General features: G+C 73.1%; 14 protein-coding genes and 3 pseudogenes. 5 read left to right on the plus strand and 12 right to left on the minus strand.

Features of this window, described 5'->3' with window-relative positions; translation table 11 throughout:
• Window positions 1-222: 222 nt before the first annotated feature.
• The 6 genes and pseudogenes from ABZ920_RS28690 to ABZ920_RS28715 all read right to left on the minus strand — a co-directional run bounded on the left by ABZ920_RS28690 (window position 223) and on the right by ABZ920_RS28715 (window position 6646).
• Complete coding sequence (locus tag ABZ920_RS28690) at window positions 223-1608, minus strand: MFS transporter (RefSeq protein ID WP_361511120.1); 1386 nt, start codon at window positions 1606-1608, stop codon at window positions 223-225.
• 203 nt (window positions 1609-1811) lie between these two features.
• Entirely contained in the window at window positions 1812-2267 is a 456-nt protein-coding gene (locus ABZ920_RS28695; RefSeq protein WP_361511123.1) for an RpiB/LacA/LacB family sugar-phosphate isomerase, read from the minus strand.
• 371 nt (window positions 2268-2638) lie between these two features.
• Entirely contained in the window at window positions 2639-3634 is a 996-nt protein-coding gene (locus ABZ920_RS28700; protein ID WP_361511157.1) for a LacI family DNA-binding transcriptional regulator, read from the minus strand.
• 372 nt (window positions 3635-4006) lie between these two features.
• A pseudogene (locus ABZ920_RS28705) lies at window positions 4007-4525 on the minus strand (pyridoxamine 5'-phosphate oxidase family protein); the annotation flags it as partial.
• A gap of 256 nt (window positions 4526-4781) precedes the next feature.
• Window positions 4782-5024, minus strand: a complete 243-nt coding sequence (locus tag ABZ920_RS28710) for a DUF5302 domain-containing protein (RefSeq protein WP_361511126.1) — start codon at window positions 5022-5024, stop codon at window positions 4782-4784.
• Between the two features lie 206 nt (window positions 5025-5230).
• Window positions 5231-6646 carry a DEAD/DEAH box helicase gene (locus ABZ920_RS28715; protein WP_361511129.1) on the minus strand — a complete coding sequence of 472 codons (1416 nt, stop codon included), beginning with the start codon at window positions 6644-6646 and terminating at the stop codon, window positions 5231-5233.
• Window positions 6647-7642: 996 nt separating this feature from the next.
• On the opposite strand from ABZ920_RS28715, the gene ABZ920_RS28720 reads away from it, so the two are divergent.
• Together ABZ920_RS28720 and ABZ920_RS28725 are read left to right on the plus strand one after the other, a co-directional pair.
• The gene (locus ABZ920_RS28720) at window positions 7643-7933 is read left to right on the plus strand and encodes a hypothetical protein (protein ID WP_361511132.1); all 291 of its coding nucleotides are present in this window, start codon (window positions 7643-7645) and stop codon (window positions 7931-7933) included.
• Window positions 7934-7946: 13 nt separating this feature from the next.
• A complete protein-coding gene (locus tag ABZ920_RS28725; protein WP_361511135.1) occupies window positions 7947-9167 on the plus strand; it encodes a cytochrome P450 in 1221 nt (406 codons plus the stop codon).
• A gap of 275 nt (window positions 9168-9442) precedes the next feature.
• Here the strand turns inward: ABZ920_RS28725 and ABZ920_RS28730 are convergent, their stop codons facing one another.
• From ABZ920_RS28730 to ABZ920_RS28750, 5 genes and pseudogenes are all read right to left on the minus strand, one after another.
• Window positions 9443-10138 carry a CBS domain-containing protein gene (locus ABZ920_RS28730; RefSeq protein ID WP_361511138.1) on the minus strand — a complete coding sequence of 232 codons (696 nt, stop codon included), beginning with the start codon at window positions 10136-10138 and terminating at the stop codon, window positions 9443-9445.
• A 287-nt stretch (window positions 10139-10425) separates the two neighbouring features.
• Window positions 10426-10569: pseudogene (locus ABZ920_RS28735) on the minus strand (universal stress protein); the annotation flags it as partial.
• Window positions 10570-10607: 38 nt separating this feature from the next.
• Entirely contained in the window at window positions 10608-10703 is a 96-nt protein-coding gene (locus ABZ920_RS28740) for a hypothetical protein (protein WP_361511140.1), read from the minus strand.
• A 283-nt stretch (window positions 10704-10986) separates the two neighbouring features.
• The gene (locus ABZ920_RS28745; protein ID WP_361511143.1) at window positions 10987-11874 is read right to left on the minus strand and encodes a universal stress protein; all 888 of its coding nucleotides are present in this window, start codon (window positions 11872-11874) and stop codon (window positions 10987-10989) included.
• Window positions 11875-12066: 192 nt separating this feature from the next.
• Window positions 12067-13437 carry a phosphoribosyltransferase gene (locus ABZ920_RS28750; RefSeq protein WP_361511146.1) on the minus strand — a complete coding sequence of 457 codons (1371 nt, stop codon included), beginning with the start codon at window positions 13435-13437 and terminating at the stop codon, window positions 12067-12069.
• 703 nt (window positions 13438-14140) lie between these two features.
• On the opposite strand from ABZ920_RS28750, the gene ABZ920_RS28755 reads away from it, so the two are divergent.
• From ABZ920_RS28755 to ABZ920_RS28765, 3 genes are all read left to right on the plus strand, one after another.
• The gene (locus ABZ920_RS28755) at window positions 14141-15016 is read left to right on the plus strand and encodes a universal stress protein (RefSeq protein ID WP_361511149.1); all 876 of its coding nucleotides are present in this window, start codon (window positions 14141-14143) and stop codon (window positions 15014-15016) included.
• A 19-nt stretch (window positions 15017-15035) separates the two neighbouring features.
• A complete protein-coding gene (locus ABZ920_RS28760; RefSeq protein WP_361511152.1) occupies window positions 15036-17414 on the plus strand; it encodes a glycosyl hydrolase family 65 protein in 2379 nt (792 codons plus the stop codon).
• 248 nt (window positions 17415-17662) lie between these two features.
• On the plus strand, window positions 17663-17941 hold the full coding sequence (locus ABZ920_RS28765) for an SHOCT domain-containing protein (RefSeq protein WP_361511160.1): 279 nt from the start codon (window positions 17663-17665) through the stop codon (window positions 17939-17941).
• Between the two features lie 160 nt (window positions 17942-18101).
• On the opposite strand, the pseudogene ABZ920_RS28770 reads toward ABZ920_RS28765, so the two are convergent.
• Window positions 18102-18225: pseudogene (locus tag ABZ920_RS28770) on the minus strand (acyl-CoA carboxylase subunit epsilon); the annotation flags it as partial.

Raw genomic sequence — 18225 nt, forward strand, 5'->3', positions numbered from 1 at the left:
CAAAGGCGCGAAGGGCCCGCGCTACTACGACTGGGCCTTGGTCCACATCGGCAAAAGACAGCCACCGCCATCTACTGGTCCGCAGCAACCGCACCAGTGGCGAACTGGCCTTCTACCTGTGCTGGTCCCCAGACCGAGCCCGGCGACGCGGCGCCGGCCCCGCCGGCCAGTGGCGATGCGGCAAAGAGCGCACGCCACGAGGCACCACGAGGGGAAGCGAGGTCACCGAGAGCCAGGCGAGGGCGGCAGGACGGCATTCACCGGAGTGCCGGCCGCGGTCTGAGCACGGCCTTCCTCTGCAACGAGGCGGAGCACGCGCTCCCGCTCCTGGCGACCCCAGGTCTCCTTGGTCGCGAGGATGCCGACGAGACCGATCAAGGCCGCGCCGAGGTAGAGCAGCGCCGCGCCCGGCCACCCGAAGGCGCCTACCAGGGCGGCGGCGAGCAGTGGTGCGAAGCCGCCGATGGCCGCGGCGACTTGGTAGCCGAGCGAGGCGCCCGAGGTACGGGTGGCAGTGCGGAACTGCTCGGTGAGCAGAGAGCCCTGGGTTCCTGTGAGCGATGCGTGGATGAGGCCGATGCCGATGATGAACACCGTCACCACCAGGGCGGGTCGGGCGGAGTTGGTGAGCAGATACATGGGGAAGGCGAAGAGGATCGCCGCCGTACAGGCCGTGATGTAGATGGGGCGGCGTCCGATGCGGTCGGTGAGTGCGCCGGCGAGGAAGGTGACCGCTATGGCGAGGACGCTGGCGGCGGTGATCGCACCGAGGGCCACGGGCCTGAGGTCGGGGTGGCGTTCGGTGATGTAGTTGAGCAGGTAGGTCGCGGTGGAGTAGTAGGCGAAGGATTCCACGACGCGCAAGGCGATGACACGCAGGATGCCGCGCCAATCGCCGGCCAGGGTCGCGCGGAGCGGGTTCCGCTCGGTCTTGCCGCTTGCCTGGGCCTCCTGGAATTCGGGGGATTCCGTGAGACGGGAACGCACGATCAGCGCGACGATCACAAGGACGGCGCTGAGCAGGAAGGGCGTGCGCCACTGCCAGTTGCCGCCGAGGGTGTCACTCCACGCGAACACGCCGCTGGCCAGGGCAATGCCCAGAGGGTTGCCGGACTGGGGGATCGCGGCGAACATGCCGCGGCGGTGCCACGGCGCGTGCTCGTAGGCCATGGTGATCGCACCGCCCCATTCGGCACCGAATGCCAGGCCCTGAAGCATGCGGAGGGCCACGAGCAGGATCGGTGCGAGCACGCCGACCTGTTCGTAGGTCGGCAGCGCGCCGATGAGGAAGGTGGCGGCACCCATGACGAGCATCGCCGTGACGAGGACGGGTTTGCGGCCGACCTTGTCGGCGAAGTAGCCGCCGATGGCTCCTCCGAGCGGTCGCATGACGAAACCGACGGCGAGGGTGGCGAAGGCGAGCAGGGTGCCGACGAACCGGTCGCTCTCGGGGAAGAAGACCGCTCCGAAGTAGAGCGCGGAGGCGGTGCCGTAGGCGATGAAGTCGTAGTTCTCGACGCTGGTGCCGAGGCCCGCGGCGACTGCTGTCTTGACGCGGTCCTTGGAGCCGAGCACGCTTCGCCGTCCGGCGGGGGCGCTGGTGGACATGGTGGATCTCCTTGGTGGGTCGCCGGAGAGGAGCCGGCGTCTGCGCAATGAGGAGGATGGGGCCGCACGAGGGGAGGCCGGATCCTTTACTGGGTGCTTCCGGGCATGACGGACAGGCGCCCGGCGCAGTCGTTCGCGGGCGGGGCCCTTCGGTGTCAGCGGAAGAGAGAGTTCACCCGCTCAAGGGGTGTGTGGGCGGCTTGTCAGGAGGCCGAGGTCAGGGCGTCGAGCGCGTTGAGCTTGGCGACCCGGCGGCGGGTTTCCTCGTCGTCGTCGAAGACGGCACCGAGGAACTCACGGACGATGTCGGGCACGAGCGCGTGCGGGACCAGCCAGGCCCCGATGGCGATGGCGTTGGCGTCGTCGTGCTCGACTGCCTGGTGGGCGGAGTAGGGCTCGTGGGCGAGGCCGCAACGGACGCCGGGCAGTTTGTTGGCGGCCATGACGGCGCCCTGGCCGGTGCCGCACACGAGCACCGCCCGATCGGCGGAGCCGGAGAGCACCACCTCGCAGGTGCTGCGGGTGATGTCCGGGAAGTCGACAGGGTCGCAGCTGTGGGTGCCGCAATCGATCACCTCGTGACCGAGAGCCTCAATAGCCTGGCGGACGGCACCTTTGAGCGGATATCCGGCATGGTCCGCGCCGAGGGCGACCTTCATCGGTGGTTCCTTTCAGGACGGGCGCACCGCCTGCCGCCGGATGGGGGACGGAGGTCGTGGTGCTGGGTCTGGTGTCACAGCGACGGTGAGTGCGTGGTGCGGGTGTTGGCCGCACGCTGCGCGATCGCGTAAGCGCGGGCGACGGCCTTGCCGGGCATTGCACGCTCGGCGCCGGGTCCCGAGGGGTGCTCCCCACCTGGGCGGCTGTGCCTGTGAAGACGCCGGGATCGCGGGTGAGGACAGGGTGCAGGGCGGCATCACCGTCGACGGCGTCGGCATCGAGGTGGACTGCACAGTTATGCCTTGACGACGCGGACGGCTGAGGGAGCCGGCGTCCTCGGTGCGGGCGGTGTCGAGGGCGATCCGCATGCTCATCGGATGTCCTGCGCGGACCGGTCGGCGAAGGTGGTGGGGACACGCTGTCCGTGTGCGGCGCGGCCGGCAATGAGGTCGACGAGCCCGCGTACACCGAGCCGGCCGATCGACGACGCGTCGTTGCGGACCGCGCTGATGGGCGGAGAGGCGAACTCGAACCAGTCGAGGTCGTCGAAGGAGACGACTTCGATACGGGCGGCCTGCTCTGCGCCGAGCCGCTCACGCAGGGCGCGCACGGCTCCCAGGGTGGTCAGACCGTTCGCACCGAACACGGCCGTGAACGTGACGCCACGGTCGAGGATGCGGGACATGGCCTCGGCCGCTCCGCCAGCCAGGAAGTCACCGGCGTCGAGCAGCCTGTCGTCGGTGCTGATGCCGTGTGCCTGGCGCCCGGCGAGGTAGGCGGCGCGGCGCTCGGCGCCGGTGGAGATCGAGTCCGGGCCTCCGATGAAGGCGACGTCGCGGTGGCCCCGGCGCTGCAGCCAGGCAAGCACCTGCTGCACGCCCTGAGCGTTGTCCGTGCCGTACAGCGGGGCGTCGACGCCCTCGATCGTGCGGTTGAGGAACACAACCGGCAGTCCGGACGCGAGCGTGGCGGCAACCTGCGGCGAGACGGCGCTCTGCGGTGAGAACAGCAGGCCGTCGATGCGCTGAGCGGCGAAGGTCCGAAGGTATGCGTCGGCCTGCTCGGCGTCCTCGTTCGCGTTGGCCAGCAGCACGGTGTACCCGTGGCGGCGCGCCTCCTGCTCTGCGGCGTGAGCCAGCTCGGAGAAGAACGGGTTACGGATGTCCGAGACGAGCAGCCCCAGCACGTCCGTACGGGCGCGCCGCAGCGAACGGGCGGGGCCGTTGGCGATGTATCCCAGCTCGGCGGCGGCGGCGAGCACACGGGCGCGGGAGTCGGCCGAAGTCTGACTGCTGCCGCTGAGCACACGGGATGCGGTACCCAGCGCGACGCCGGCTCGTGCCGCGACATCCTTGATCGTGGCCATCCGCCCCACCTCCTTACGGAAACGTTTCCATGAGCGGAACGAGACTAAGATCGCACACCGGTCGCGAGATGAGCAAGGGTCGAAACAAATGCAGCAACGGGCTGCTGCCCCTGCTCGACAGGGCGCCGGCGGTGGTCCGCGTCGTCGGACGACCCCGGCGATGGCCCTGGCGGGGGTCGGCGGGGCTTCGATGGCGTCCGTGTCGTGTGCTCGCACAGCCCGAGGGCCCGCTTCCCGGACATGTCCTTTTCGAATGGGACGAGGCGATTCGTCCCGTTCCTTCATAGAGCGTGTGTGTGCGCCGGTCGCGCCGGGTCGGCGTGGCGTTCGGTTGGCCGGGGTGCCGACCCGGTTCGCCAGAAGGGTGAGGGCCTCGATGCCTGCGGGCAGCAGCGGGTCTGGCTCCAAGTCGTCCCACGTGACGGGCAGCGGCCAGAACGCCTGCCCCCAGGCCGAGTCGAGCGTCCTCGCCGGCGCCGTCGTCCGGGGCTCCGGTGCGCATCTTGACGAACGCCTCGTCCAGGGGGAGAGCGAGCAGCGCCGTTACGACGAGTTCCGTGTGGCTGGGACGGCGGGCGTAGTCACACCGGCCGGACGTGGCTTGCTCGGTCAGGCAGCGCGGGCCGGCGGGTTTCTCATCGGGGGTCTGTGACCAGGCGGGCGGTGGCGCAGACCGTGACGCTGCGGTAGTTGACGCCGTGGTCGAAGACCCGACGGGCGAGAACGAGGCCGTCGACGTGGGTGACCGTGACGCGGACCGTGGCGGCGGGTGACGCGAACAGGCTGCGGCCGGCGGCCGAGCCGTGGACGTCCACGGGTACCGCCATCGGAAGCGCAGATGATCGGTACCACCATGAGGGGCCCTTCGACGGTGACGCCGAGGTGGCAGATGATCGCACCGGGCCGTCAGCTACGTCCGGCCACCGTGCAGCGTCGGCGGCCGGACGTCCTGGCCGGAATTCCAGCGCGGCGGCGCCGCCGACCCGCGCCGACCGCGGCTGGGCCCTTCCCTCAGGCAAGACCGCCGGCCATGCCTCGCCCGCAAGGCGCACAGGGGTACGCGCACGTTGCGGGCCACTGCACGGGGCGGGCGTGTGGGTGGCGCTCAGAGTGCTGGTCGAGCGGCCAGACCGCGGGGCTGATCGACTCAGCCACCGCTCTTGCGCCTGAACGACCGCTGGCTCGCAGCCGGGCCGTGCGCCGAACGCACCTTCGACGCATCGGACTTGGCGGCACCATCGGCGGCGTCCGCCTGCGCACCGCGCTTGCGCGCCAGGGCTTCGCGGAACTTGCGCTTGAGGTCGTAGTTGCCGTCACTGTCCGGCGCCAGAGGGGACGTCTCGGGGGCAGCCGGCTCCGAACCTTCCGTAGCTGCGGGCTCTGCGGTCATGGTGACCTCCTGGGTTCGGGGGTGGGCAAGCACAGCTTGTCATGCCGGGCGCAGTGCGGGGCGCCGGCACCATCATCCTGTTCCGTTTCGGCGGGTATCCCTCTCGCTGCCGAGGGCGTTCGCTTCGTAGGTGGGGGGCGCAGGACGGGCTTCGGGCCGGGCCGAGGGTTGTCGATCCCGTGGCCAGGCTGCCAGGGCAACGGCTCTCAGCCGTTGCGACGCACGAGGGCGGCCTTGCGGGCCTCGGCGAGCTTGCGGGCCTCGCGGCCCTTCCGGGATGTGCCGCCGGCGCCGCGGGCGGTGTCCTTGCTGGTGCCGAGGCCGCGGAAGGGAGCGTTGGTGTTCTTGGGCCGGGGGACGGCGGGCTCGCCGTCGAGCGGGATCCCGGAGGGAGTCTTGGCGCCGGTGATCCGGCTCAGCTCCGCCTCGCCCGAGCGCACCTTGGTGACGGTCGGCTCGATGCCGGCCCCGGCCATCATGCGGCTCGTCTCGCGGCGCTGGCCCGCCAGCACGAGCGTGACCACGCTGCCGGACTCACCGGCGCGGGCGGTGCGGCCCGCCCGGTGCACATAGTCCTTGGGGTCGGTGGGCGGGTCGACGTTGACCACGAGATCGAGGTCGTCGACGTGCAGGCCACGGGCCGCGACATTGGTCGCCACCAGAACGGTGATCTGGCCGTTCTTGAACTGCGCCAGGGTCCGTGTGCGCTGTGGCTGGGACTTGCCGCTGTGCAGGGCCCCGGCGCGCACCCCGTTGGCCCGCAGATGCCGGGTGAGCTGGTCGACGGCGTGCTTGGTGTCGAGGAACAGCAGTACGCGGCCGTCGCGAGCGGCGATCTCCGTGGTGACGGCGTAGCGGTCAGGGCCGTGGACGACCAGAACATGATGCTCCATCGTCGTGACCGTGCCCGCGGACGGGTCGACCGAGTGGACGACGGGGTCGTGGAGGTAGCGGCGGACCAGCTGATCGACGTCGCGATCGAGAGTGGCCGAGAAGAGCATCCGCTGACCGTCGGGGTGCACCTGGTCGAGCACGTCGGCAACCTGCGGCAGGAATCCCAAGTCGCACATCTGGTCGGCCTCGTCCAGCACGGTGATCCTTACCCGTCCCAGGCGGCAGGCGTTGCGCTCGGCCAGGTCGTGCAGGCGTCCGGGGGTGGCGACGACCACCTCGGCTCCCTGGCGCAGCGCGGCGACCTGCCGGCCGATCGACATGCCGCCGACGACCGTGGCCATCCGCAGCCGCAGTGCCTCGGCGTACGGCGCCAGCGCCTGGGTGACCTGTTGGGCCAGCTCCCGGGTGGGCACGAGAATCAGAGCGAGGGGTTGCTTCGGTTCGGCGCGCCGCCCGGCCGTACGTGCCAGCAGCGGCAGGCCGAAGGCGAGCGTCTTGCCCGATCCGGTGCGCCCGCGCCCCAGGACATCGCGCCCCTGCAGGGCGTCGGGCAGTGTGGCGGCCTGGATAGGAAAGGGCTCGCGCACCCCCTGTCCGCTCAGGGTCCGCAGCACCTCCACCGGCAGTTCCAGACCGGCGAAGGAGACGGCCGGCGACAGCGCCGGGGTCGTGGCCTCGGGCCGGGCGGGACCACCGTGAGCGATGCCGGAGTCATCGGGATGCTTCAAGAACAGCCTTCCGCAGGGGAACGTACCGAGGAAGGCCCGGCAGGATTGAACAGCCCACGCACAAGCGGAACCGAACAGGCAGAATCGCCCACCGCGACGACCACGCAAGCGCATGACACTAACACAAGGCATGACATCGCGCCGTGATCGGATCGCCCCTCCCGCGTCGATACGGGGGCTGCCGGGCGCCGGCATGAAGGTCCATAGTGACCGAACGGCTCCACCGCCCAGCACAGCCGCTGCCGCTGCGAACGCCTCCAATGGTCGTCACGATCGCCGGTTTGGCCAACCGGCGATCGCGACCTGTGTCGTGCGCCCCCGCAGGGGAACTCACGGACGATTGCGAGACATCTTCAAGGGCGCGGGTCACATGGGGTCGTGACGGCTGTCCATGGCCACGCTATGCCGTAGGGATGAGGTGTCCCGATGGCGGAGGGCTGACCGCTGAGGAGCGAGTCCGGCGTGAGCGGGTCCGGTTGGGGGGGCGCCGGGCCGATCGAGGCGCGGGCCAGTGACCAGGAGGTGGCCCGGCAAGGGTCTCTGGCGGACCGAACACAGAGGCCGGCCGGCGCGATCGGAGGACGAGGCCGCGCCGTCCGTCACGAACACCCCGAGCCCGTGGTCGGTCAGCCGGTTCAGATCGCGTGCAACGACACCCTGGGAGATGGAGTCCCGCGCGATGGTGCGGGCGATCACCGTGCGGGTGTGCGCGGGCGGATGCCCGGGGCGTGCATCCGGTGACGGTCTCCGCTCCCTGCGCATCAGGCAGCCACCGTGCAACTCTCCATGGTAGACCGGCAGTTCAACGCAGGAGGTGCGCGGTGGCCTTGTCCCGGTCTGACACTCCGCCTGCTGGAGTCACTACGTCCGGCGGACGGACTCGAACTCGTGCGGAGTGTGGCCGAGCGATGCCGCAGGCGACGCCTCCGTCCGCGAGGCCCGGGACAGCGTCCTGCACCGCGACCCCCGACCCGGCCGGTCGACATCGGCGGCTCCGTGCTTCCGGCCGACCAGCCGGTGGTCATCAGCTACACCGCCTGCAACAGCGACCCCACCCTGGGATCCCACCGGCTGCTGGGCAATCGGGCCCACCTCGCCTGGGGAGCCGGCCCGCACAGCTGCCCGGCCAGATCGCAGGCGTACCTCGTCGCCGAAGCCGCCGTCCTCCACGTCCTCGACGCTCTGCCCGAGACGGACCTCGACGGCCACCGGGACGACGTCGCCTGGCGCCCCGCTCCCATCCACCGCTGCCTGGTCGCCCTGCCCGTCGACCTCCCCACGAGCTGAAAGAGACCTCACCGTGTCCGAACAGCAGATACTCGTCCTCGACCCGACCGCATCCGACCCGGACGCCGAACACCAGGCCCTGCGCGAGCGCGGCCCGGCGACGCTGGTGGACATCCTCGGCGTGCGCGCCTGGTCGGTCTCCGACCCGGCCCTCCTCAAGCATCTCCTGACCAGCAAGGACGTCTCCAAGGACGGCCGCTCCCACTGGCCGGCCTTCGCCGAGACCGTCGCCACCTGGCCGCTGGCCCTGTGGGTCGCGGTGGAGAACATGTTCACCGCCTACGGCAAGGATCACAGCCGTCTGCGCCGCATGGTTGCCCCCGCCCTCTCCGCCCGCCGCACCGCCGCCCTCCAGGCGGACATCGAGGCCCTCGTCGACGGCATCCTCGACGCCCTCCCGGCCGGCGAGACGGTCGACCTGCGCGAGCACCTCGCCTACCCGCTCCCGATCGCTGTCATCGGCAAGCTCATGGGCGTCCCCGCCGACCAGCGCACCGAACTCCGCACCGTGGTGGACAACGTGTTCGCCACCCATCTCTCCGCCGAGGAACAGGCCGCGAACACCGCCGCCCTCTACGGCCTGCTGGACGTCCTGATCGAGACCAAGCGCACTGAGCCCGGTGAGGACATGACCTCGCTGCTGATCGCCACGCGCGACGAGGAAGACGGCTCCACCCTCAGCCACGCCGAGCTGCGCGACACGCTCCTGCTGATGATCAGCGCCGGATACGAGACCACCGTCAACGTCATCGACCAGGCCATCACCACCCTGCTCACCGATCCCCAGCAGCTCGCCCACATCCGGGAAGGCCGCTGCACCTGGCAGGACGTCGTCGAGGAGACCCTGCGCCACCAGCCCGCGCTCAAGCACCTTCCCCTGCGCTACGCCCGCACCGACATCCCGCTCCCCGACGGCCGGACGATCAAGGCCGGCGAGGCGATCCTCGCCTCCTACGGCGCCGCCAACCGCCACCCCGACTGGCACAAGGAGGCCGACCGTTTCGACGCCACCCGCCCCAGCAAGGAACACCTCGCCTTCGGACACGGCGTTCACTTCTGCCTCGGTGCGCCGCTCGCCCGACTCGAAGTCGCCACCGCGCTGCGCCTGCTCTTCGAACGCTTCCCCGACGCCCGACTCGCCACGGAGCGAACCGCGCTGAAGAGGCTGCCGAGCCTCATCAGCAACGGACACGCCTCCGTCCCCGTGCGCCTGCGCCCGATGTCGGACCACTGACCGATACCGACGAGGAGGACCACCATGACTGCCCCAGCCCCGACCACGCCGCGCACCCGGCCGGGAGGCGCACCGCCCAGCACGTGGGGAGAGCCAGCTGGGTGACAAGCCCACCGGGTCCACAGCGCACGCCGGCCGAGGAGGTCACGAGGGCTCCTATCAGTGACCGTCCGGACGGTCGCCTCGCGCCCTCGACGGGGGCGGACACCACGTGACCGGCGCGGTCGGTCCACACGGTGAGCCGGTTCCGGCCGGGGTGCCGGCCTCGGCGACCGTCAGGCGGAAGCCGTGCGTTCCGGGTACGGAGGGTCCGGCTCGGGATCCGGGTGGCGGCGTCCGGTCAGGGCGCAGTGGACGTCGACGACGCCTGGCACGGCCCGCGTCAGCAGGGTGGCGACCGGCACGAGCGCCGTGTCGTCGACGCGGCCGGTGAGCGTGACGACGCCGTCGTGCACCTCGACGCCGACGGGCGGCGGGCGCGTACCGAAGAGGTGTACGACGACCTCCCGGCGTACCTCCCCGGCGATGTCCTCGTCGTCCCGCAGGAACACCTTCAGCAGGTCGGAGCGGCTGACGATGCCCTTCAGCGCCCCGTCGTGCCCGACGACCGGCAGCCGCTTGACCCTGCGACGGGCCATGATGCGGGCAGCCTGGGCGAGGGTGGCTTCGGGGGCCACGGTGACGGCGGGGGCGGTCATCAGCTCCCCGGCGGTCACCGCGGCGGCCTTGCGGACGTCGGCGAGGTGCAGCGCCTGTCCGTAGCGGCCGACGTCGGTCTCGCGGTACTCCTCCTTGGGCAGCAGATCGGCCTCCGAGACGACGCCGACGACGTTCCCCTCGCCGTCCAGCACGGGAAGGGCACTGACGTGCCACTGCCGCATGGTCGCCGCGATGTCCTTGAACACCGCGCCCGTACGCAGGGCCACGACCGTGCGGGTCATCACGTCACTGACGGTCGGGTTCCCGGCCATGGCGACCTCCCGGCTCGGATGCCGTGCTGCGTGCGTCACTTTCAGCGTGCGGCTGCGCCCCCGCTCGGGGCATGGGCCGAGCGGCCCGTCCGCGGGCCGGAGGGGCCCGGCGACGCGCCGTGCGGAACGGCCCTCGCCCGCACCCCGGTCCAACGGCCCTCGGGTCCGGCTCGGGCCCCTCGGCAGGGACGACGGAACGGGGAGAGGTCCGGGCGCTGGTGTCGGCAGGCTCGTACGTGGTGCCTGTATTCGTCGACGATCTCGTGCCCTTCCTTCGCAGCGGCGGCTCAGCCGTGCGCGGCGACGGCGACGGGAGCGGCGGCATGGTGCAGGACGGCGTGGCTGACGTGGCCGGTGCGGGAGCCGAGAGGACCGGTGCGGGTGCGGCGGCCCACGACGACGAGGGAGGCGTCGTGGGAGGCGGCGACGAGGGCCGGCGCGGCGTTCCGATACCGGCTCGCTCGATCACCTACGGCAGAAGGCTCAGGGGCAGGCCGCGCAGCCGTGCTTCGCGCGCCGCCCATTCGGCGGCGGCCCGGCTCTCGGGCGAGCAGTCCGGACCCACGGTGATGGTTCGCGACGTGGTCCGCGCCTACGAGGTGCGAGGTCCGCTCTCAGCGTGGGCCGTGCGGCGGTGACGGGATGAGGGGCCGCACGTCCCCGGCCGGGGCCGACCGACCCTGCCCGGTGGGCTCCGGGCCGGCAGGGCGGTTGACGAAGGCGTCCGGTGCCGCACCGTGCGCCCGGTGCCGCACCGGACGCCGCCCGTACCGGAGATGCGCACGTCACACGGCCGTCGACGGCGTGGAGGGGCCGCGCCAGGACGGCCGGAGGCCGAACCGCCCCGCTCAGCGTCGCCCATCAGGGTTCCGTACGACGGCGACCGGGCAGTGCGCGTGGTGCAGGACGGCCTGGCTGACCGATCCCAGCAGCAGCCCGGCGAACCCGCCGCGCCCTCGGGCGCCGACGACCAGCAGCTGCGCGGAGCGGCTCGCCTCGATCAGCGCCTCGCGGGTCCGGCCGTGCACCAGCCGGTGCTCCGGGACCACCCCGGGGTACCGCTCCCGGTGGCCGGCCAGCGCCTCGGACAGCAACCGCTCCTCCTCCTCGGCGAGTGCGCCCGGCGGGTTCGCGTACGGCGCGGCGGCATCCTGCGGCGGCGGCAGGGGCGCGCTCCACGTGGTCCAGGCATGCAGGGCCACCAGGCCCGTTCCTCGCCACGCCGCCTCGGCGAAGGCGAAGTCCACCGCCCGCTCCCCGGTGGCGAGGCCGTCGACGCCCAGCACCACCGGGCCGGTGTCGTCACCCGGTTCCCGCACCACGAGCACCGGGCACGTGCCGTGCGCGGCGAGATGCACCGCCGTCGATCCGACCAGCAGCCCGACGAACCCGCCCATGCCCCGTGATCCGACGACCACGAGTTCCGCGGCCCGCGACTGCCCCTCCAGGACCGTCAGTGGCTCCCCCGTCACCACCACGTGGGACACGTCCACCTCCGGTGCCGCGGACCGGGCACGCGCCACCGCCTCGGCCACCAGGTGTTCGACCGTGTCCCGCAGCCCGCCCGCGGGCGGGCCCGGCAGCGACGGCCCCAGCGGTACATGCAGCGCGGGCCACAGGAAGGCGTGCACCACGCGCAGACCCGCCCCACGCCACCGCGCCTCGCGCGCCGCCTGCTCCACCGCGGCGAGACTCGACGCGGAACCGTCCACGCCCACGACCACCAGACCGCTCATCACGTCTCCCGTATCCGGACGGCCACCACACCTCCAGCGTCACCCCGGCGCCCCCACTCCTGCCGCGGAACCGGGTGGCCTCCGGCCTGTCACCGGTCCGTCCCCCCACCGCCGATCGCGGCCGGGTGAAGGCCAGGATCGTCCGACGTCACCGGTGCTCATCCTCGTGCCGTCGCCCGAACCGCCTCCCGGTCACGCCGGCGTCAGGAGCCTCGATGCCCGGTCCAGCCGAGCCAGATGGGCGGTGAACCAGTCCCGGGTCAGCTCCGCCGCGGCCTCCAGGGTGCCGGGCTCGGTGAACAGGCGGGTCGCGCCGGGGACGACGGCGACACGGTGGTCGCAGTGCATCCAGTCCGCGGCGCACCGGTTCAGCCCGAGCGCCCGGGTGTCCAGGGCGCCGACCACCAGCAGGGCCGGGGCGCGCAGCCGGGCCAGCGCCGCCGGGCTGGCCAGGTCGGGACGGCCGCTGAGACAGACCACGGCACGGACCTCGTCGTCCACCGCGGCCTCCAGGGCGGCAGCGGCGCATGTGTCCTCGCCGCACAGACTCACCGGCAGCCCGGTCTCCCGGCGCACCTGGGAGGCGGCGGCGTGCAGGCGTCCGGCCAGCAGCACGATGTCGAAGGCGTTGTGCCGGTTGCGCTCCTCGTCCTCGCTGAGCAGGTCGACGACCATGGTGCCCAGACCGGCCCGGTGCAGGGTGGCGGCGATGTACTGCTGGCGTGCGCCCGGCCGGCTGCCGCCGTGGGCGTAGGCCACCACCGCGCGGACCGTGGCGGGCAGGGTGAGTCGCGCGGCAAGCCGCACCCGGCCGGCCGACACCTCCACCTCCCGGTCCGTCGAGAGGAGCTCCGGCACCAGCAGCCCGGCAGCGGCCGTCACGATCCCTGCGCCGGCCGCGGCGGTCGGGGAGCCGGCTGTCGCGGCGGCCCGGTCCGCCTCGGCCAGCAGGGCCGTGATCTCCGCGTCGGTGGTCGGCCCGAAGTCCTTGTAGCAGGCGTCCGGGGACCCGGGACGGCGCAGCGGCTGCTCACAGACGACCCGGTCCGCCACCGCCGTCAGCCGCGACAGCACGGCCTCCGGAGCGACGGGTACCGCCAGGACGACCCGGTCCGCGCCCCGGGCCCGCGCCACCCGGCAGGCGGCCTCGGCGGCCGCGCCGGTGGTCACCTCGTCGTCCACGACCACGGCGGTCCGCCCGGCCAGCGGCACCGGTGTCCGGCCGGTACGCCAGCGGCGCAGCCGCCGCTCCAGCTCCGCGCGTCCGGTGCGCTCGGCACCCTCCCGCTCGGCCGGGCCCAGCCCGCTCTCCCGTACGACGTCCTGGTCGAGGACACGGACCCCGCACTCCCCCACGGCACCGAAGTCGAGCTCCGGCTGCCACGGCACGCTCAGTGCGCGCACCACCGCCAGATCCAGCGGTGCGCCGAGATGCCGGGCCACTTCGAACGCCACCGGGACACCGCCCGGCGGGATCGCCAGCACCACCGCATCCCTCTCCCGCAGGTCCTCCAGACTTCGGGCCAGGCGTCGCCCGGCGTCCGCGCGATTGTCGTAACGCATGTGCCACCTCCTCGTACATGGCTGCGGCCCCTTCAGCGCGGCGCACTCACCCGGCCCGGCGAGCGGGGAGCCGCCGGCCGACCGATGCGCCGGAGCCGCGCCCGCCGGCGCGCCGTATGCCGGCGACCCGCCGGCGGCGGCGTGCCGGTGCGGGTCGCGCGGGTCCGGGGCGACGGTCCCGGTCCGGGTGATCCGGACCGGTCGGCGTGGTGGCCCGTCCCGGACGCACGGCTGCCCTGATCGACGGAGACGTCGCGAGCGTGGGGCATCAGACGTTCGCGGTGTTCCGCCGGCGGGGCCGCGGTCAGGGTGGTGGGGGTCATCGCGTCGGCTTCTTCCGGAGCGGGGGGCGCCGCCCTCGGGGCTCCTGCCTGCGGGCCGCGCGGGCGGGGAACAGCGCCACAGGGAAGCAGTGCCCCGCCCCTGACTTCATTGTCGGGGAGTCGCCCCCGGCGGAGTAGGCGCCAAAGGTCCCCCTTCGGGACTCGGCCGTCCCGAGGAGACCGTGTGCTCCCCCGGGTCGGCTGCGCCTCCGCCGCACCCCCGCACCCCCGCACCCCCCAGGACTGTGCGGGCACGCGCGGGGGCCGAACGTCCCCGGAAGGGGCCGAACCGCCCTCGCGTCCGGCAGGACGGGATGCGACGGTGACAGCGGGACCACCTGCCGCGTGACGTGGCGGCCCGGGCGAAGGCGGTGGCGGCGATGGAACTGCCCCTGGTCGTGGGCGTCGACGGATCGGACGCCGGCCTGACGGCGGTCGACTGGGCGGTGGACGAGGCGGCCCGGCACGGGCTGCCGCTGCGGCTGGTGTACGCCTCCCTCTGGGAGCACTACGAGGGCGTCGTCCCCACGGGCAGCCTGGAACGCCCCTCGGAGCAGGTCATGGCCGAGCACGTGGTCGCCTCCGCGGCGGAGCGGGCCCAGCGGCGCAACCCCGACGTGAAGGTGTCCACCGACATCCTCCCGGAGGACGCGGTGACCGCCCTGCTGCATGAGGGCGGCAGCGCCTCGGCCCTCGTCACCGGGTGCCGCGGGCGCGGTGAGCTGAAGGGCCTGCTCCTCGGCTCGGTCTCCCTGGCCGTGGCGGGCCGGGCACCCTGCCCGGTGGTCGTGGTGCGCGGGGATCCGGCGGGCCTGGCCGGCACGCACGAGCGGATCCTGCTCGGCGCCGGCGAGTCGGACACCGGTGCCGAGGCCGTGCGGTTCGCCTTCCGCGAGGCCGAGGCACGCGGCTGCGTCCTGGACGTCGTACGGGCCTGGCGCCGGCCCGTCCTCCACACGCCCGGCGGGTTCCCGAAGTCCGGGGAAGCGGCCGCCGACCCCGAGGAGCCGGCCGCCGCGCTGCTGCGGGAGACGCTGCGCGACGCGAGCGCCGAGCACCCGGGCGTCCAGGTGCGCCCGGTCGCCGTCGAGGGGCCGGCGCACAAGGTCCTCGTGCACCGTTCCGCCGCCGCCGACCTCGTGATCGTCGGAGCGCGTCGCGGGGCCGGCCGCATCGGCCTCCAGCTGGGCCGGACGAGCCACACGCTGCTGCACCACGCGCAGTGCCCGGTGGCCGTCGTGCCGCAGCAGGTCTGAGGGACGGCGGTGGGGGACGGTGACGGCGGGCAGCTGGGCGTACGACGGCTACGACCCCGCGCAGGAGCGGCTGAGGGAGTCGCTGTGCACGCTGGGCAACGGCTGTTTCGCCACCCGCGGCGCCCTGCCGGAGTGCGACGCGGACGACGTGCACTACCCGGGCACCTACGTGGCCGGGTGCTACAACCGGCTCGTCTCCCACGTGGCCGGCCGCCGGGTCGAGAACGAGGACATGGTCAACGTCCCCAACTGGCTGCCCCTGCGGTTCCGCCTCGTCCGCGGCGCCTGGCTGACGCCGGACACCGCGACGGTCCTCGACCACCACCAGGTCCTCCACCTGGACGCGGGACTGCTGGAGCGCCGTACCCGCTACGGCCTCGGGGAGGAGCGATCACTGCTGGTGCGCCAGCTCCGCGTGGTCCACATGGCCGATCCGCACCTGGCCGCCCTGCGCACCGAGTTCACCGCCGAGGGCTTCGCCGCGGACGCCGAGGTCGAGGCGGCGATCGACGGCGGCGTCACCAACTCCGGTGTGCGGCGTTACCGGGGCCTGGACGGCAGGCACCTCACCCACGTGCACTCCGGTACCGCCGTCCCCGGCACCGTGTGGCTGCGGTGCCGGACTCGCACGTCCGACGTCCGTATCGGCATGGCCACCCGTCTGGCCTGCGACGAGGCGGCCACGGGTGTGGCGGCCCGGCATGAGCACCCGCGGGCGGTCCAGCTGCTGCGGCTGCGCCTGGAGCCCGGCCGCACCGTCACCGTCGACAAGACCGCCGCCCTGCACACCTCCCGCGACCCCGCGATCAGCGACCCGCTGCGCGCCGCGATCGACCGGGCCGTCGCGGCGCCCCGCTTCGGCGAACTGCTCAGGACGCACCGGACGGCCTGGGACCAGCTGTGGCGCCGGGCCCACATCGACGTCCCCGGGGAGCCGGGCCGCATCCTGCGCCTGCACCTGTTCCACGTGCTCCAGACGCTCTCCCCGCACACCGCGGACCTGGACGTCGGCGTGCCCGCCCGGGGCCTGCACGGCGAGGCCTATCGCGGCCACGTGTTCTGGGACGAGCTGTTCGTGCTGCCGTATCTGAACCTGCACTTCCCCGAGGTCTCCCGGGCCCTGCTGCACTACCGTCACCGGCGTCTGGAACAGGCCTGCCGGGCGGCCCGCGCGGCGGGCCGGCGCGGCGCCATGTACCCGTGGCAGAGCGGCAGCGACGGACGGGAGGAGACCCAGCGGCTGCACCTCAACCCCCGCTCCGAACGCTGGCTGCCCGACCACTCGCACCTGCAGCGGCACGTCGGATCGGCCGTCGCCTACAACGTCTGGCAGTACTGCCAGGCGACCGATGACGCCGAGTTCCTGCACACGGAGGGCGCCGAGATGCTGCTGCAGATCGCCCGCTTCTGGGCGGACTCCGCCACCTGGGACCAGCGCCTGGGGCGGCACCGCATCCTCGGCGTGATGGGACCCGACGAGTACCACGACGCCTACCCGGACGCCGGCCGGCCCGGCCTGGACGACAACGCCTACACCAACGTCACGGCCGCGTGGGTGCTGACCCGGGCCCTGGAGACACTGCGCACCCTGCCCGAGCCGCGCCGGCGCGAACTCGCCGAGCGCACCGACCTGGACAGCGGCGAGCTCCAGCGGTGGGAGGACGTCTCGCGCACCCTGTACGTGCCCTTCCACGACGGCGTCATCAGCCAGTTCGAGGGCTACGGCGACCTCGCCGAGCTCGACTGGGACCGCTACCGCGAGCGGTACGACGACATCCGCCGCCTGGACCGGATCCTGGAGGCGGAGGGCGACTGCGTCAACCGCTACAAGGCGTCCAAGCAGGCCGACGTGCTGATGCTCGGCTACCTGTTCTCGCCGGCGGAACTGCGCTCGCTGTTCGGCCGGATGGGTTACCCCCTCGACGAGGAGGTCTGGCTGCGCACCGTGGACCACTACCTGGGCCGCACCAGCCACGGCTCGACCCTCAGCGGACTGGTGCACGGCTGGGTCCTCGGCCGTGCCCGCCGGGCGGACGCGTGGGCGTTCTGCCAGGAGGCGCTGCGCAGCGACATCGCCGACCTGCAGGGCGGCACCACCGGCGAGGGCATCCACCTCGGCGCCATGGCCGGCACCCTCGACCTGGTCCAGCGCGGACTGCCCGGGCTGGAGACCCGGGAGGACGCCCTGTGGCTCGACCCGGTGCCGGTGCCGGTGCTGTCGTCGTACGGGTTCTGCCTCCGCTACCGGGGACACTGGGGTGTGCGGCTGCGGCTGGAGCACGGCCGTGTGGAGATCGCCGTACCGCGCTCCGACCGCTCACCGATCGACGTCCGGCTGACCGGCCGGGCCGTCTCCGTGCACCCCGGGGAGACCTGCCGCCTGACCCTGCCCGAATGACCGCACCGGGCCGGAGGTGGCGCTGGGCTCGGGCAGGGCACCGGTGCGGGCAGGGCCGGCCGGCCCCGGTCATGGCCCCGGCAGCCCCTGCCCGCGCGGCGCGGGCGACGCGATGCTGGTGATGGGCCGCCGCGGGAGACGGGCTGCGGGCCGGCATCCGGTCCGGTCGCCCACGCCCCCGGTGCCACCGTGCCGGCCGCCCGGTGGCACCGGTGCCGCACGACTGACGCGCCCGGGAAGTGAACGTGATGATGTACTGGTACCCGTACGGCCCGAACGGCTTGGGCTGGCTCGCCATGGCGCTGGGAATGGTCCTGCTGTGGGCCCTGCTGATCGGCGCCGGTGTGCTGGTCTTCCGCAGCCTCAACCGCGGCTCCGGGCAGGCCCCGGATTCCGCCGGGCGTCCGGGCCCCGAGCAGTTGCTCGCCGAGCGGTTCGCCCGCGGGGAGATCGACGAGGACGAGTTCAGGCGCCGGTTGAGCGTCCTGCGCCAGGACGGCACGGGGCACGCGGGGCAGGCACCCTGAGGCCGTGCCGGACGGAAGGCGGGCGCCGGCGCCGCTGTGGGCGCGAGCAGCCGGGGCACGCCCGCGAGGGCCGTGGCTCGTTCCGGGGCCCGCACCGCCCGGGGTCCCGCGCGGCCAGGTCAGGCGCCCGGCCACGTGGTCCGCCCGGGCCGGCGCGGCCTTAAGCGTGCCAGCTGTGCGGGGCGCGGTAGCCGTTCTCGCGTTCCAGGCGGCGCCAGCCGGCCTTGGTGCGGCGGCGGTGGGCGGGGGTGGTGGGGGTGTGGGCGGCGGCGCGGGCCAGGAGG

It is taken from the genome of Streptomyces sp. NPDC046831 (assembly GCF_040645305.1).
Lineage (GTDB): Bacteria > Actinomycetota > Actinomycetes > Streptomycetales > Streptomycetaceae > Streptomyces.

Excerpts from the sequence above, each read along its gene's own strand:
- ABZ920_RS28700 (WP_361511157.1), bottom strand. The coding sequence starts at position 3,634 with ATGGCCACGATCAAGGATGTCGCGGCACGAGCCGGCGTCGCGCTGGGT.
- ABZ920_RS28710 (WP_361511126.1), bottom strand. The coding sequence starts at position 5,024 with ATGACCGCAGAGCCCGCAGCTACGGAAGGTTCGGAGCCGGCTGCCCCC.
- ABZ920_RS28745 (WP_361511143.1), bottom strand. The coding sequence starts at position 11,874 with ATGAGCGGTCTGGTGGTCGTGGGCGTGGACGGTTCCGCGTCGAGTCTC.
- ABZ920_RS28695 (WP_361511123.1), bottom strand. The coding sequence starts at position 2,267 with ATGAAGGTCGCCCTCGGCGCGGACCATGCCGGATATCCGCTCAAAGGT.
- ABZ920_RS28755 (WP_361511149.1), top strand. The coding sequence starts at position 14,141 with ATGGAACTGCCCCTGGTCGTGGGCGTCGACGGATCGGACGCCGGCCTG.
- ABZ920_RS28730 (WP_361511138.1), bottom strand. The coding sequence starts at position 10,138 with ATGGCCGGGAACCCGACCGTCAGTGACGTGATGACCCGCACGGTCGTG.
- ABZ920_RS28765 (WP_361511160.1), top strand. The coding sequence starts at position 17,663 with ATGATGTACTGGTACCCGTACGGCCCGAACGGCTTGGGCTGGCTCGCC.
- ABZ920_RS28750 (WP_361511146.1), bottom strand. The coding sequence starts at position 13,437 with ATGCGTTACGACAATCGCGCGGACGCCGGGCGACGCCTGGCCCGAAGT.
- ABZ920_RS28690 (WP_361511120.1), bottom strand. The coding sequence starts at position 1,608 with ATGTCCACCAGCGCCCCCGCCGGACGGCGAAGCGTGCTCGGCTCCAAG.